We start from the raw sequence: 14,292 nt of genomic DNA, 5'->3' as shown, positions 1-14,292 counted from the left end.
GAAAAAGGCATGCCCCCTTATTGAGAGCATGCCTTTTTTACTTATTTCACAGTATATGAACCTTGTTCAATCCAGCTATACATATACTTTTCATCTTCTGTTTCATGTGCTTGTTTTACAATACGAAGCGGACGGAATGTGTCTATCATAACAGCTAATTCAAGCGTCTCTTTCTTCCCTATACTTGCCTCTGTTTTCCCCGGATGCGGTCCATGGGGAATCCCGCTCGGATGAAGTGTAATAGAACCTTCTTCCACACCTTTGCGACTCATAAAGTTTCCTTCTACATAGTAAAGAACTTCATCACTATTAACATTACTATGATAATATGGTGCTGGAATTGACTCTGGATGATAATCGTATAAACGTGGTACGAAAGAGCAAATAACAAAATTATGTCCTTCAAATGTTTGATGTACTGGCGGTGGCTGATGAATGCGCCCTGTAATTGGTTCAAAATCCTCTACATTAAATACCCACGGATATAAATAGCCATCCCATCCAACAACATCTAACGGGTGGTGTCCTAAAACATGTTTATGCATATAGCCTCTTGATTTTGTCATTACGACAAACTCGCCTTTTTCATCATATGTCTCTAATTTTTCTGGACCACGAAGATCTCTTTCACAAAACGGACTATGCTCTAACAATTGTCCGTATTCATTTCGATAACGACGCGGCGTTGTAATTTGGCTATTTGCCTCTACAACAAGAAACTTAGTCTCTCCTTCATCTGGAATAACACGATAAATCGTTCCAATTGGAATCGTTACATAGTCGCCTTTTCTATAGTGAATCGTTCCAAACATCGTTTCAATTTTCCCTGTTCCATAATGAACAAATAACATTTCATCGCCATCACCATTACGATAGAAATAATCCATTTTTTCTGTTGGACTCACTACTCCAATTAACAAATCTTCATTTCCAAGTATGAAATTCCGTCCACTTATTGCATCACCACTTTTTTTACTTTCTTTCGTTCGAAAGTGGCGATGAGAAAGAGCAACATCCTCTTCATACTGCAACTGACAAGAATGCGATAATGCAGAATGACCTACTTCTGTTGGCATATAATGATGATACAAAATAGACTGCGTACCAGAAAAACCTTTTGTTCCCATTACCTGTTCACGATAAAGCGACCCATCTTTTTTACGAAATTGTACATGTCGTTTATGAGGTAGTTCTCCCATGTGACGATAAAACATGCCCATCACCCGCTTCCTTTTCTTTTTTGATCGTATTACGTAGTGTACCTAAACCAGTAATCGACAGTTCTACAACATCTCCATCTTGTAGCCACTCTTCTGTACCCAGTTCTAAAATACATCCTGTTCCTACTGTCCCAGAACCAATCACATCTCCTGGATATAACGTAACGTCCTCTGAAGCACGTTCAATCATTTCAGCAAATGTATAGTAAATATCTTGGAAGTTTCCTTTTGATAATAGTTTTCCATTTACATGAGCAGTCATTTCTAAATTATATCGATCACCATTACGATAAACGTCTAATTCCTCTTTCGTAACGAGATGTGCTCCTAATGAAGTTGCAAAGTCTTTTCCTTTCGCTGGACCGAGACCTACTTTCATTTCTGTTGCTTGTAAGTCTCTCGCACTCCAGTCGTTCATAATACAATAACCAAAAATATATTCCTCTGCTTGCTCTCGAGAAATATTTCGCCCTTCTCTTCCTATTACGCAAGCAATCTCCAACTCATAATCAAGCTTTTTAGACTTTTTCGGACCAATTACAAAATCACCGGAACCAATTACAGCACGATGATTAGTAAAATAAAAAACCGGAATATCATACCATTCAGGCACAACATCTAATCCTCTTCGTCCACGAGCTGTTTTTACATGTTGTTCAAATGCGTAAAAATCTCGAATACTACTCGGATTAGGAAGAGCAGCTGTCAATTGTACTTCTTCTAAAGCATATATACCCTTATTTGGATTCTTAATATTCCGCACTACTTCTACATACTCATCCGCTTTCTCTAAAAAATCCATCATAGAAGAAGGGATTTTCCCTTCACTAGCAAGATTCATATCTATTACTTTGTCACCTTCAAGCCATCCAGCCCGTAGTTCTTTTGAAGGAAGACAAAATGTAACAAATTTCATCCTGATTCCTCCTTATAAAAATGAAATTTCCACCAGCAAAGGGACTTTTGCTGGTGGATACAAATCTTATAAGTTTCCGCGACGCTCTTGTTCTCTTTCAATTGATTCGAATAACGCTTTAAAGTTTCCTTCACCAAATCCACGAGAACCTTTACGTTGAATGATTTCAATAAATAAAGTCGGACGATCTACAATTGGTTTCGTAAAGATTTGTAGTAAGTAACCTTCATCATCACGATCTACTAAGATCTTTAATTCTTTTAACTTATCAATTTCTTCATCGATTTTTCCAACTCGTGCAGTTAGCTCATCGTAATAAGTATCAGGTGTATCTAAAAACTCCACCCCATTTGCACGAAGCGCTTCAACTGTTTTAACAATATCACTTGTTAATAAAGCAAGATGTTGTACACCAGCTCCATTATAGAATTCTAGATACTCTTGAATTTGTGACTTTCTCTTTCCGTCTGCTGGTTCGTTAATAGGAAACTTAATACGACTTCCATTCGTCATAACTTTTGACATTAACGCCGAATACTCTGTACTAATATCGTCATCATCAAAATGAATCATTTGTTTAAAGCCCATAACATTCTCGTAATAACTAACCCACTCTTCCATTTTTTCAACATTACCAACTACATGATCAACAGCAATTAAACCAGACTCCTCAAATGGAATATTAAATTCTACCTTTTGGAATCCTGGCATAAATGCCCCTTTATAATTTTTACGCTCTACAAGCGTATGAATTGTATCACCATACGTACCAATAACTGCTTTTTTCAATGTACCGTCCTCATCTGTTAATTCCTGCGGTGGAGCAATTGCGACGGCACCACGTTTCACTGCTTCTGAGTATGCTTTATCAACATCATCAACAAGTAGTGCCACATCCTTCACGCCATCACCATGAGTCTTTACAAACTCTGCAATACGATTTTCACTACTTAAAGCCCCAGACACAACGAAACGCATATTTTTTTGCACAAGAACATAAGATACCTTTTCACGGTTTCCAGTTTCTAATCCAGAGTAAGCTACAATTTTGAATCCGAACGCTCTCGCAAGATAATAACTCGATTGCTTTGCATTCCCTACGTAAAATTCCAAATGATCTACATCACGTACTGGAAAAAAGTCCTCCATTTGTGCAGCTAGCGTATCCATAGATTTTTGTTTCATAATATCTTCATCCCCCTGTAAATAGATTAAATGGTCCATACTTAAAACCAACCGAAAACGCTTCCAACGTTAATTAATAGAAATTAGTTAGCAAGCTAACAAATTCTGACCTTTAAAATTTTCTATCTTTTCTGTCAAATTCCTCTTTTTTTCTTACATATAAAATTCGACTTTTTTCTCTTTGAAATAAAGCGGGATTTTATTCAGTGGATTTTTGATTATTCGTTGAATCAAGTTTCAACCGCAGCGTTTAATTAGCCATGAATGCTGGATAATGAGGTAACTTTAATACTTGAGGGTATATAAGAAGAATATAAAAAAGACTCCAACATATTAACTACTTACTAATACGTTAGAGTCTTTATTTTTTTTGAATGATTGTATTTATATATCTCATACTAATACATTTGCAAGGAATAGAATAAATGATGTTAATATTACCGCTCCACCTAAGGATCCTAATAAATCTGTTTTTGTTACTTGAAACACTTGTTCACTGTTCATATCCCTCATTCTCCTTCCTTTTTTGTTTAATTTAAAACTTCTATTATACTAATACACTTGATAAAAATACGATTAATGCTGTTAATACTACCGCTCCACTTGCTGATCCTACGAAGTCACCTTTTGTTACTTGTAATACTTGCTCTTTCATATCTTTCATTCTCCTCTCTTTTTCTTTTGTTACAAAGCTTCTATTATACTAATACGCTTGATAGAAATACGATTAACGCTGTTAATACTACTGCTCCACTTGCTGATCCTACGAAGTCACCTTTTGTTACTTGTAATACTTGCTCTTTCATATCTTTCATTCTCCTCTCTTTTTCTTTTATTACAAAACTTCTATTATACTAATACGCTTGATAAAAATACGATTAACGCTGTTAATACTACCGCTCCACTTGCTGATCCTACGAAGTCACCTTTTGTTACTTGTAATACTTGCTCTTTCATATCTTTCATTCTCCTCTCTTTTTCTTTTATTACAAAACTTCTATTATACTAATACGCTTGATAAAAATACGATTAATGCTGTTAATACTACTGCTCCACTTGCTGATCCTACGAAGTCACCTTTTGTTACTTGTAATACTTGCTCTTTCATATCATTTATCCTCCCTTTTTATAAGTTATCTATATGTAATTTCTAAGAAATGTTTATTTCATAGTTTTTATGTTAACGTTACATTAAATTTGATAACGTAACGTTTGTAACATTAATGTAACATAACTATTATTACGTTGCAATATAATTACGTAAAATTTATTACACTTTTTTTACGTTTTTTTATAATAACCCTCAAAAACCTTTATTTAATGCATTTTTCACTAAGTTCACGTTTGTAACATTCGTGTAACATTACAGTCATAAAGTGAAATGTAGTCATATTCCTCTCTATTTTTGTTACAAATTGTTTATTTAGTGCCACTAAACCTATCTAATCTTTACTTACTTTTAATATGAGATAAAATACCGTCTTTCCAAGATAAGTTTATATGTTTCCTCTATATAACTATGTATAATAAAAACAAAGAGGTGGTCATTTTGAAATTAATCGCATTAGATATGGATGGTACACTACTATCATCTAATCTTGAAATCTCCAAAGAAAACCTACAAGCAATCCAAACTGCACAAGAAGCCGGTCATATTGTAATGATCTGTTCTGGTCGTGCGAAAGAGGATGCTTTAAAGCTATTGGAAGAATATAAATTATCTCTTCCAGTCGGAGCAAGCAATGGGGCTATTGTTTATGTGGATGGAAAAGTAATTAACTCGCGTTGTATACAAAACGACAAAGTGTACAAACTTGCAAAATTACTAGAATCTGAAGGTTTCCCATATAAGCTATATACAAATAAAGGAGTTTATTCTCCATATACATGGCAAGATCAAGTGATGCAAGCATTCGAAGAAAATAAGCATGCGCTTGATGTTACATTAGAGGAACTTGAACGAATTACAGAAAAGCAAAAGAAATCGAACCTAATTACTGATTTCAAAAAAATAGAAGATGTTGTAAATAACCAAGAACTAGAAATATCTAAATTCTTCATTTTAACGTTTAATGCAGCGCATCGCGCACAGCTATTAAGTATATTACAAGAGGATGCTGATATTATGGTTACAGCATCGGCTCCTACTAACTTAGAAATTATGGATAAGAATGGACATAAAGGAAACGGGATACAGCAGATGGCAGCTCATTTTAATATCCCTATTGAAGATACAGTTGCTATTGGTGATAATTTTAATGATGTACCGATGTTAGAAGTAGCGGGCTTATCTGTTGCAATGGGCAACGCTGAAGAAGATGTAAAAAAGCTATGTGATGTTGTAACACTAACAAACAATGAACATGGTGTTGCTCACGCAATCGAGCAATTTGTATTGAAACAAACTTCATCTAGTAAATAAAAAAAGGACTCTTTCAATTTGAAAGAGTCCTTTTTTATACGTGATGACAAGCAACAAAATGCTCTACACCAACATTACGGAATTCTGGTACTGTTTTTTTACAAACATCCGTTGCAAATGGGCAACGTGTATGAAAACGACAGCCCGAAGGTGGATTTGCTGGACTTGGAATATCCCCTTCTAGTATAATTCGTTCTCGCTTCACTGTTGGATCTGGTATTGGAACAGCTGATAACAATGCTTTCGTATAAGGATGTAGCGGATTGGTAAATAACTCATCACGCGGTGCTGTCTCCACAATCGTACCTAAATACATAATTCCGATTTTCGTACATAAATGTTCTACTACACTTAAATCATGCGAAATGAATAAATAAGATAATCCCTTTTTCTCCTGTAACTCACTAAATAAATTAATAATTTGTGCTTGGATAGATACATCTAGTGCCGCTACAGGTTCATCAGCTACAATGAATTCTGGATTTAATACCATAGCTCTTGCGATTACGATACGCTGACGTTGTCCACCAGAAAACTCATGGGGATACCGGTCAATATGATAAGGAGCTAATCCACATAACTCCAATACTTCAATTACCTTTTCACGCACATTTTCTTTCGTTGCTAATCCGTGGGCCAACATTGGCTCTCCAAGCGCTTCTCCAATTCTCATTCTCGGATTTAATGAGCTAAATGGATCTTGGAAAACGAGCTGCATATTAGGGCGATGTTTTCTTAATTCATCCTTGGATAAAGAATGAACATCTTTTCCTTTAAACTTCACTTCTCCCTCTGTTTTTTGAACGAGGCGTAAAATTGTTTTTCCTATTGTTGTTTTCCCGCTCCCTGATTCACCAACGAGACCAAACACTTCACCTTTATTAATAGTAAAACTTACTCCATCAACTGCTTTTACATGCCCAATTGTTCTACTAAATACGCCACCCTTAATTGGAAAATATGCCTTTAGGTTTTTCACCTCTAATAATGGTTCACTCATTGTTCCGCACGCTCCTCATATAACCAGCAAGCTACTTTATGATTTTCATCATTTACATTTAGATTTGGGGCTTCTTTTTCACATATTTCCATACAATGCTCACAACGCCCACTAAAGTAACAAAATTCACCTAAACCAACTAAATTCGGAACTTGCCCTGGAATAGAATATAGTTTATCTATTCGTTTTCCCATTACTGGTTTTGATTTCAATAATCCTTTCGTATAAGGATGTTTTGGATTTTGGAATATCTCTAGTACTGGGGCTTCTTCAATAACTTTCCCGCCATACATAACGACAACATAATCAGCCATTTCCGCTACGACACCTAAGTCATGTGTAATTAATAAAATCGACGTTTTAAATTCTTCTTTCACTTGTCTTAGTAGATCCAATATTTGAGCCTGAATGGTAACATCAAGAGCTGTTGTTGGTTCATCTGCAATTAATAACTTAGGATTACAACTAAGCGCAACAGCAATCATAATACGTTGTAACATCCCACCGCTCAGTTCATGCGGATAAGAATGGACGATTTCATCAGCGCGGGCTATGCCAACTTTACGAATTAACTCAATTGCCTTCTTATATGCTTCATTTTTACTAAGTAATTCATGCTCTCTTAACGTTTCTACAATTTGCTCCCCTACAGTGAAGACGGGGTTTAGCGATGTCATCGGTTCTTGGAAAATCATTGCAATATCATTGCCTCGTAAACTACGAAGTTCTTTCTCTTTCATTCCTAAAAGACTTTTTCCTTCATATAAAATGTCTCCACCCACTACACTACCAGATTCAGCAATAAGCCCCATAATAGATAAAGCTGTTACACTCTTTCCGCAACCTGATTCTCCTACTACACAAACTGTTTCCCCTTCTCGAACCGCAAAGCTAACATGGTTCACAGCCTTTACTGTCCCCTCGTCAGTTTGAAAATGTGTTTGTAAGTCTTTCAGCTCTACTACCGCTTTACTCATATCTTCTCACCTACCGTCTCATCTTTGGATCTAACGCATCACGAAGTGCATCACCAAGTAAATTAATTGATACAACTGTTATAAAGATTGCAAAACCGGGCGGAATCCATAACCATGGACGCTTTTGGAAATCGATTAATGAGTTAGCTGCGCTAATCATGTTCCCCCATGATGGTGTAGGTGGAACGACTCCAAGACCTAAGTAACTTAGTGCGGATTCTCCCAAAATAGAACCTGCAACACCTAATGTGGATACAACAATTAAAATGGGTAAAACATTAGGTATTAAGTGATATATAATTTTCCGGTAATCTTTTATTCCTAACACATCCGCAGCTTGCATAAATGCTTGCTCCCTAAGTGATAAAATTTGCCCTCTTACAAGGCGTGCAAGCCCTGGCCAACCTACTAGACTTAAAATAATCATAATGACATACAAACGATAATCAGACGGTACTTTCCACTCTGATAAAATCGCACCCATTATAATAAGTAGCGGTAATCCTGGCATTGACATTAAAATATCTGCAAGCCGCATAATAATATTGTCCACAATACCACGATAAAAACCTGCAATCGCTCCTAATAAAGCTCCAAGTATAACCGATAAAACCATTGAAGCTAAACCAATGGTTAATGAAATACGTCCCGCTTGCATAAGCCTTGTTAAAATATCTCTTCCTAATTGATCTGTACCAAGCCAATGAGAAACACTAGGTGGTTTGTTAATGAGCGCAACTTGTATTTTCCCTGATGCATATGGAGAAAAGAACGGACCGATAAAACAAAATAAAAACATAAAAATTAATGCATAAAACCCTACAAGTGCCATCTTATTTTTCTTTATCTTTTTAAAAGCTTGTCGCCATGGTGATGATTCGCTTCTGCTCTTTTTTTCTTTTTTTTCTGTAATTACTGTAACAGTCTCCATTTCTTCCCCCCCTTACTTCAACCGAATTCTTGGATCAACAACTGCATATACGATATCTGCTAAAAAGTTTGAAACGATTGTTAAACAAGAAAGAAACATCGTAAATGCCATCAATACTGTATAGTCACGGAAATTTAATGCTTCTAATTGAATATTACCAATCCCTGGCCAGTTAAAAATTTGTTCAATAATAATTGCCCCAGAAAACAATCCCGGTAATTCAAATGCTAATAACGTAATTGCTGGTAATATTGCATTTTTTAATGCATGCTTATAAATAACCGTCTTCTCCTTCAAACCTTTCGCTCTTGCTGTTCGTATGTAATCTTGTCTTACAACCTCTAACATACTTGTTCTAAAATACCGAGTTAGCGAGCCGACCCCAAGAAGTGTCAAAATAAATACTGGTAAAATCATATGTTTTGCAACTTCTATCACGTAAGCAAATCCTGTTGAATTACTGCCTACATCAATCATTCCACCTATCGGTAATAACTTAAAGTCAACCGCAAACACCTTAATTAAAAACAAGCCGATAAAGAATGAAGGAAATGACATTGCTGCAAAAACACCGATTGTTACAAGTTTATCGAATAAAGAATGTTGCTTCGTCGCCGAGAATACACCGATAATAAGTGCAATTAGCCAAATAAAAAACAATGCAATAATTGCTACACTAAAAGAATTCCAAATAAATTTATTTAATAATGACGTTACAGGCTCTTGATATTGAAGCGAGAAGCCAAAGTCCCCTTGCAATGCATTACCTAACCAATGAAAATAACGCTCAACAATCGGTTTGTTCAACCCATATAATTCCCTCAGTTCAGCTGCTCTTTCCGGTGTAATTTTCGGGTTTGAATCAATATAATCCCCAGGAAGAAGTGCGAACAGGACGAAGATAATAATTGATGTACCAAGCAGTGTAGGAATCATTTGTAACAACCTACGAACAATATATGTTTTCACCCTTTTTCTCTCCAATCTTATGCTTAAAATAGAAGAACATTTTTTCAAAGCGGCACATTACTAACCGAATGAAAAAATGTCTTCTACTTATACATTCTTATCGTTATTTTTCAAATGATAATACTGGTAAGTTTGCACTAATACTGTTGTACTTTTCAGGATCAATTCCTTTTATATTCCCGTTATAACCAGTAATTGTTCTACGGTAGTTTAATAGAATTACTGGTGGATCATCACTTAATTCTTTATACAATTCTTTATAAATAGGTTTACGCTTTTCGATATCTACAGTTTCAATACCTTTTTGAATTAGCTCATCTACTTTTGCATTCTTATAACCAAGACTAGTTTCATTTGCAGTAGACAAATATTCACCAGCTGTTTCACTCGGGTCACTTGTAATCGGTGTCGAAACAGAAGCTAAATCATAATCTCCTTTGTTTACCTTAGAAAGCATCGTATTAAAGTCCATAAATTCAGGATTAAACTCTACACCTATTTCTTTATAATTCTCTTTCGCAATCGGAATTAATAAATCACTATCTTTAGCCGAACTTGGACCGAAATAAGAAAGTTTTAATTTTTGACCATCTTTTTCACGAATTCCATCCGAACCAACTTTCCACCCTGCTTCATCTAATAATTTTTTCGCTTTTTCTTTATCGTATTCGTATTTATTAACTCCTTCTTCCGTATAAGCCCAAGAAGTTGGATGAATTGGTACATTGGCTACTGTACCGTATCCTTTTAACGCTGTATCAACATATTTTTTGCGGTCTAATCCGTAAATAAGTGCTTGGCGAACCTTTTTATCCTTTAAGTAAGGCTTATTATTATTCATATAAATATAACTAAATGACGGCGCTGTTTCGATTTGGATATTTGCGAATTCTAAAGCCTTAGCCTGTTCAAGAACCTCATCATCGGTACCTAAGCCAGTATGGTCAACTTCTCCTGTTTGGAATAACTGAAGCTTCGTATCACCAGAAGTAATTTTATAAATAAAGTTTTGAATTTTTGGTTTACCCGCATAATAATTTTCGTTAGCAACAAAACGAACTTCTTGACCTGGAATATACTTTTCAAATTTATATGGACCCGCAGCTAATGGCTTTCCATATAAATCTTTTAAGTAATCTAAGCTTGTATTTTGCTTATAATCTTTTCCATAATAAGCTTTTGATAGTACTGTACCTCCTAAAACAAATATAGCTTGTGAATTCACTTTTTCAGTTGTAATTTTAATTGTTTGTGGATCAACAACTTGAATACCTTCAATTGAAGTTGCTTTTCCTTCTTTATATTCTTTACCACCTTTAACGGCATATTGAGAGATATCTACTTCACCTTCATATGCCTTATCATGTAAAAGCGTCAATGTGAAAGCTACATCATCCGCCGTTAATGGCGATCCATCACTAAATTTCAAATTTTTACGTAAATGGAATGTATATGTTAACTGATCAGAAGAAACGTCCCACTTCTCAGCTAATTCTGGAATTGGTTTCCCTTGTTTATCGGTTGATACGAGAGATGCAAAAATAACTGAAGTTACGTTTCCATCCCAACCATTTTGTTGAAAGTATGGTAAAAATACGCCGCCTGGCTTACTAATACCAACTACTAACGTATCTTTTCTATTCTTCGCTTTGTCTGGCACTTTCGTTTTATCTGTCGCAGCAATCTTTTCAATTTTCACATTTTTTAAATCCTGCTGCTTAACCGGCTCTGTAGAAGCCGTATCCTCCTGTCCCCCACAAGCAGATAACACAAGCGAACTACTCAGTAATACTGAAAATACACCAGCCCATTTTTTTGTCTTTTTCTTCATTGTCCCCACCCTAACTGTTTAATAGTTATACCCTTTGAACTTATTAGCTTATGTATGCCTCCCACAGCACATTTATAGCCAATCGGAAAAGTCGGTTTTAATCAGAAAAAAATAGATGTTTTTGAGGGGTAACAATCTTATTCCGACCTTTCCGGTAGACTTTATGGTTATTAGCTTATATCGTTCATTATGTTTTGTCAATTCTTTCTAAATAAATATTTTGAGAATTTTTCCAAAATTATTACTCTACATTTATACTTTAAGAAAACTCAGCTATAATTCGTATTAAAACTTAAAAATCTACTTCTATTCCTTCAGCATGAAACATAGAATACTAATAACCAATTACCAAAAAGGGGGCGAAAATATGGACAACCTATTCCAATACGTCCTGCACTACGTATTATTAACAATTATGATAGTCGGAGCGCTATTACTATTCCCGTTCTTCCCAAAGTTCGTCCTCTTTTTAGCTTTTTTTATCATGCTCGGGATTGCTATTATAATTTCAACGAGAGAAGATGCCACGCAAAAAGAGAGCAGAGTTCAGCGCATAAAGCTGTAACTTTGCTCTCTTTTTGTTTTCATTCACTAGTCTCTGTTACACATATTTATCCCGCTATTTGCCGTGCAGTAAGACCCCCACCTCAAAATTCAGCGAAAGCAAAAGAAGTTAGGTCAGGGTCGGGGTGCCCGTAAAAGCCCTCACTTTATCTCTCGGGAAATAATTAGCCTTTGTTTTTGTAATTACTCCTATCGAAAAACCACTAATGACATTTATTTTTCACCTTATCATTTTCATATGTTTCACAAACTATGCAAATTGAGGAAAATGGATTTATCTAAGTTACTGTTTCACGTGAAACACATCGCTTCATTTAACCTTTAAAGCAAAATATCATTATGAAAAAAGCCACTTCCTCCAGCAAAACTGAAAGGAAGTGGCTTTCTACTCATTACTCCACCATATTCTCTAATTCATTATATAAATCTGCTCGTAACAACTCTTTCTTCGTTTTTTCCTCATATAATTTTTCAAGTTTTTCAACATCAGCTACATATTCCATTTCACTTTCTAATGCATATATATCTTCTTCTACATGCATTAACTCATTTTCAATCTCTTCAAGATTCCTAGCTTCTTTCTCTTTTACAGGAACCGTTTCAACACTTTTTCTCCCTTGGCGTTTCTGCTTTATTACTTGCTTCTCAAGCTTTTCCTCCCACTTTTGACGAGCCCATGCATAATTTCCTGCAAACTCAAATAATTTGCATCTATCAATCCAGTACGTCTTTTCAAATAACTTATTTAAAAAATATCGATCGTGTGAAACAGCTAAAATCGTCCCATTATATTGCTCAAGGGCTTCCTCTAAAACTTCCCTTGATTCAATATCAAGGTGGTTTGTCGGCTCATCTAAAATTAGAAAATTGATGTCTTGATACATAAGTTGCGCAAGTCTTAACCTCATTTTTTCTCCACCGCTCAGTTGTGTTACTTTCTTAAACACCGCTGGACCATAAAATAAAAACTTAGCTAATATATGTCTTGCTTCTCCTTCTGTTACAGCCACATACTCTCTAAACGCTTCCAATACATTACTCTTCACATTTCCATACGTATGCTGTGATAAATAACCAATTTTGACACTACTGCCAATGCGAATTTCACCAACGTCTGGATTTATTTCTTCTAATAGTAGTTTTAATAATGTAGTCTTTCCTGTACCATTACGACCAACGATAGCAGTACGCTCTTGAAAACGAACATGTAAATTCGCTTGTTCAAATAAAGGTCGGCCAGCAAAACCTTTACTCACTTCTTTCATTACAACAACATCTTTTCCGCTTCTCTCTTGCCCTTCAAACTGAAGACCCATCTGTTTTCTTTCTAAAATTGGCCTCTTTAATTTCTCTATACGCTCTAACGCACGTTCCATATTCCTCGCTCTTTTATGCAATCCTTCATTCGGAGGATTCGCTTGATTTGCCCATTCACGTAGGCGCTTAATTGCTTCTTTCATTTTCTTTATTTTCTTTTGCTGCTCTTGATAAGCTTGAAACTCTTGAAGTAATCTTTCTTCCTTCTCCTCAACGAACTGAGAATAATTCGTATGGTACACGTGAATCTCTCCATCTTCCAGATCAAAAATTTTCGTTACAACTTCATCAAGGAAATAGCGATCGTGTGAAATAACCATAACTGTTCCATTATATTCTTTTAAAAATTTCTCTAACCATTCAACTGCAAACAAATCTAAATGATTTGTTGGTTCATCTAATAGAAGTAAATCTGGTTTCTGCAATAGCATATATGCAAGGCTTACTTTCGTCTGTTCTCCTCCACTTAATTCCGTAAATACTCTTGGAAATAAGTCTGTTACTTGTAAGCCATTTGCTACCTTCATTATATTTGCCTCTATTTCATAACCACCGAGAAATGCAAATTTTTCTTGAATTATTCCGTACCTCTCCATTAGCTTTTTCAAAGAAGATTGTTCCTGCTCCTCCGCCATATTTTTTTCTAGAGCATGCATTTCTTTTTCTAATTCCTTTTCTACTTTAAAAGCGGAACTCAATACATCATATACAGTCATGGCCTCATCAAACTTCGGAATTTGTGCGACATGACCAATACGTGTACCTTTCTTCATATGAATGGCTCCTGCATCCAAACTCTCCATTCCCGTTAGAAGCCCAAAGATTGTTGTCTTCCCACTACCGTTACGACCAACTAACCCAACACGTTCACCATTCTTTATTTCAAGCGATATATTTTCAAATATGATGTTTCCACCAAAAGATTTCGTTACATTATTTACACTACAAATAGTCATTTTC

At 35.5% G+C, this 14,292-nt stretch carries 16 protein-coding genes; 2 read left to right on the top strand and 14 right to left on the bottom strand.

What is annotated here, in order from left to right:
* Positions 1-41 precede the first annotated feature (41 nt).
* The 8 genes from D1166_RS22250 to D1166_RS22215 all read right to left on the bottom strand — a co-directional run bounded on the left by D1166_RS22250 (position 42) and on the right by D1166_RS22215 (position 4,429).
* A complete protein-coding gene (locus D1166_RS22250; protein ID WP_013141710.1) occupies positions 42-1,214 on the bottom strand; it encodes a homogentisate 1,2-dioxygenase in 1,173 nt (390 codons plus the stop codon).
* A complete protein-coding gene (locus D1166_RS22245; protein WP_000673989.1) occupies positions 1,180-2,136 on the bottom strand; it encodes a fumarylacetoacetate hydrolase family protein in 957 nt (318 codons plus the stop codon). The genes D1166_RS22250 and D1166_RS22245 overlap by 35 nt, the downstream gene beginning before the upstream one ends.
* 66 nt (positions 2,137-2,202) lie before the next feature.
* Entirely contained in the window at positions 2,203-3,321 is a 1,119-nt protein-coding gene (gene hppD / locus D1166_RS22240) for a 4-hydroxyphenylpyruvate dioxygenase (RefSeq protein WP_000810922.1), read from the bottom strand.
* Positions 3,322-3,714: 393 nt separating this feature from the next.
* On the bottom strand, positions 3,715-3,825 hold the full coding sequence (locus tag D1166_RS22235) for a DUF3948 family protein (RefSeq protein ID WP_001083690.1): 111 nt from the start codon (positions 3,823-3,825) through the stop codon (positions 3,715-3,717).
* A 43-nt stretch (positions 3,826-3,868) separates the two neighbouring features.
* The gene (locus D1166_RS22230; RefSeq protein ID WP_000654250.1) at positions 3,869-3,985 is read right to left on the bottom strand and encodes a DUF3948 family protein; all 117 of its coding nucleotides are present in this window, start codon (positions 3,983-3,985) and stop codon (positions 3,869-3,871) included.
* Positions 3,986-4,019: 34 nt separating this feature from the next.
* On the bottom strand, positions 4,020-4,136 hold the full coding sequence (locus tag D1166_RS22225; protein WP_000654250.1) for a DUF3948 family protein: 117 nt from the start codon (positions 4,134-4,136) through the stop codon (positions 4,020-4,022).
* A 34-nt stretch (positions 4,137-4,170) separates the two neighbouring features.
* A complete protein-coding gene (locus D1166_RS22220) occupies positions 4,171-4,287 on the bottom strand; it encodes a DUF3948 family protein (protein ID WP_000654250.1) in 117 nt (38 codons plus the stop codon).
* 34 nt (positions 4,288-4,321) lie between these two features.
* Positions 4,322-4,429 (bottom strand): DUF3948 family protein, encoded by a 108-nt coding sequence (locus tag D1166_RS22215; RefSeq protein ID WP_000664237.1) that lies wholly within the window; start codon positions 4,427-4,429, stop codon positions 4,322-4,324.
* Between the two features lie 441 nt (positions 4,430-4,870).
* Between D1166_RS22215 and D1166_RS22210 the strand changes: the two genes are divergently transcribed.
* Positions 4,871-5,743, top strand: a complete 873-nt coding sequence (locus D1166_RS22210) for a Cof-type HAD-IIB family hydrolase (RefSeq protein ID WP_000766421.1) — start codon at positions 4,871-4,873, stop codon at positions 5,741-5,743.
* A gap of 34 nt (positions 5,744-5,777) precedes the next feature.
* Here D1166_RS22210 and D1166_RS22205 read toward each other — a convergent pair whose 3' ends face one another.
* The 5 genes from D1166_RS22205 to D1166_RS22185 form a co-directional block, all read right to left on the bottom strand.
* The gene (locus D1166_RS22205; RefSeq protein ID WP_001294485.1) at positions 5,778-6,743 is read right to left on the bottom strand and encodes an ABC transporter ATP-binding protein; all 966 of its coding nucleotides are present in this window, start codon (positions 6,741-6,743) and stop codon (positions 5,778-5,780) included.
* On the bottom strand, positions 6,740-7,720 hold the full coding sequence (locus D1166_RS22200) for an ABC transporter ATP-binding protein (RefSeq protein WP_000030767.1): 981 nt from the start codon (positions 7,718-7,720) through the stop codon (positions 6,740-6,742). Before D1166_RS22200 ends, D1166_RS22205 begins: the two co-directional genes overlap by 4 nt.
* A 10-nt stretch (positions 7,721-7,730) precedes the next feature.
* Positions 7,731-8,651, bottom strand: coding sequence for an oligopeptide ABC transporter permease (gene opp4C, locus D1166_RS22195; RefSeq protein ID WP_000451080.1), 921 nt, complete (start codon positions 8,649-8,651; stop codon positions 7,731-7,733).
* Positions 8,652-8,663: 12 nt separating this feature from the next.
* Complete coding sequence (locus D1166_RS22190) at positions 8,664-9,620, bottom strand: ABC transporter permease (RefSeq protein ID WP_000860748.1); 957 nt, start codon at positions 9,618-9,620, stop codon at positions 8,664-8,666.
* Between the two features lie 103 nt (positions 9,621-9,723).
* Positions 9,724-11,451 carry an ABC transporter substrate-binding protein gene (locus D1166_RS22185; protein WP_118043432.1) on the bottom strand — a complete coding sequence of 576 codons (1,728 nt, stop codon included), beginning with the start codon at positions 11,449-11,451 and terminating at the stop codon, positions 9,724-9,726.
* A 367-nt stretch (positions 11,452-11,818) separates the two neighbouring features.
* Between D1166_RS22185 and D1166_RS22180 the strand changes: the two genes are divergently transcribed.
* Complete coding sequence (locus tag D1166_RS22180; protein ID WP_000369253.1) at positions 11,819-12,016, top strand: hypothetical protein; 198 nt, start codon at positions 11,819-11,821, stop codon at positions 12,014-12,016.
* Positions 12,017-12,407: 391 nt separating this feature from the next.
* Here D1166_RS22180 and abc-f read toward each other — a convergent pair whose 3' ends face one another.
* Positions 12,408-14,288, bottom strand: coding sequence for a ribosomal protection-like ABC-F family protein (abc-f, locus tag D1166_RS22170; RefSeq protein ID WP_097861992.1), 1,881 nt, complete (start codon positions 14,286-14,288; stop codon positions 12,408-12,410).
* Positions 14,289-14,292 lie beyond the last annotated feature (4 nt).

Origin of the sequence: Bacillus sp. ISO11, assembly GCF_003458115.1 — a bacterium.
Classification (GTDB): Bacteria; Bacillota; Bacilli; order Bacillales; family Bacillaceae_G; genus Bacillus_A; species Bacillus_A cereus.
This window is presented reverse-complemented; position numbering and strand designations above follow the sequence as displayed.

Coding starts and splice junctions, on each gene's coding strand:
- hppD (WP_000810922.1), bottom strand. CDS start 3,321: ATGAAACAAAAATCTATGGATACGCTAGCTGCACAAATGGAGGACTTT.
- D1166_RS22235 (WP_001083690.1), bottom strand. CDS start 3,825: ATGAACAGTGAACAAGTGTTTCAAGTAACAAAAACAGATTTATTAGGA.
- D1166_RS22200 (WP_000030767.1), bottom strand. CDS start 7,720: ATGAGTAAAGCGGTAGTAGAGCTGAAAGACTTACAAACACATTTTCAA.
- D1166_RS22185 (WP_118043432.1), bottom strand. CDS start 11,451: ATGAAGAAAAAGACAAAAAAATGGGCTGGTGTATTTTCAGTATTACTG.
- D1166_RS22225 (WP_000654250.1), bottom strand. CDS start 4,136: ATGAAAGATATGAAAGAGCAAGTATTACAAGTAACAAAAGGTGACTTC.
- D1166_RS22230 (WP_000654250.1), bottom strand. CDS start 3,985: ATGAAAGATATGAAAGAGCAAGTATTACAAGTAACAAAAGGTGACTTC.
- abc-f (WP_097861992.1), bottom strand. CDS start 14,288: ATGACTATTTGTAGTGTAAATAATGTAACGAAATCTTTTGGTGGAAAC.
- opp4C (WP_000451080.1), bottom strand. CDS start 8,651: ATGGAGACTGTTACAGTAATTACAGAAAAAAAAGAAAAAAAGAGCAGA.
- D1166_RS22180 (WP_000369253.1), top strand. CDS start 11,819: ATGGACAACCTATTCCAATACGTCCTGCACTACGTATTATTAACAATT.
- D1166_RS22215 (WP_000664237.1), bottom strand. CDS start 4,429: ATGAAAGAGCAAGTATTACAAGTAACAAAAGGTGACTTCGTAGGATCA.
- D1166_RS22220 (WP_000654250.1), bottom strand. CDS start 4,287: ATGAAAGATATGAAAGAGCAAGTATTACAAGTAACAAAAGGTGACTTC.
- D1166_RS22250 (WP_013141710.1), bottom strand. CDS start 1,214: ATGTTTTATCGTCACATGGGAGAACTACCTCATAAACGACATGTACAA.
- D1166_RS22245 (WP_000673989.1), bottom strand. CDS start 2,136: ATGAAATTTGTTACATTTTGTCTTCCTTCAAAAGAACTACGGGCTGGA.
- D1166_RS22205 (WP_001294485.1), bottom strand. CDS start 6,743: ATGAGTGAACCATTATTAGAGGTGAAAAACCTAAAGGCATATTTTCCA.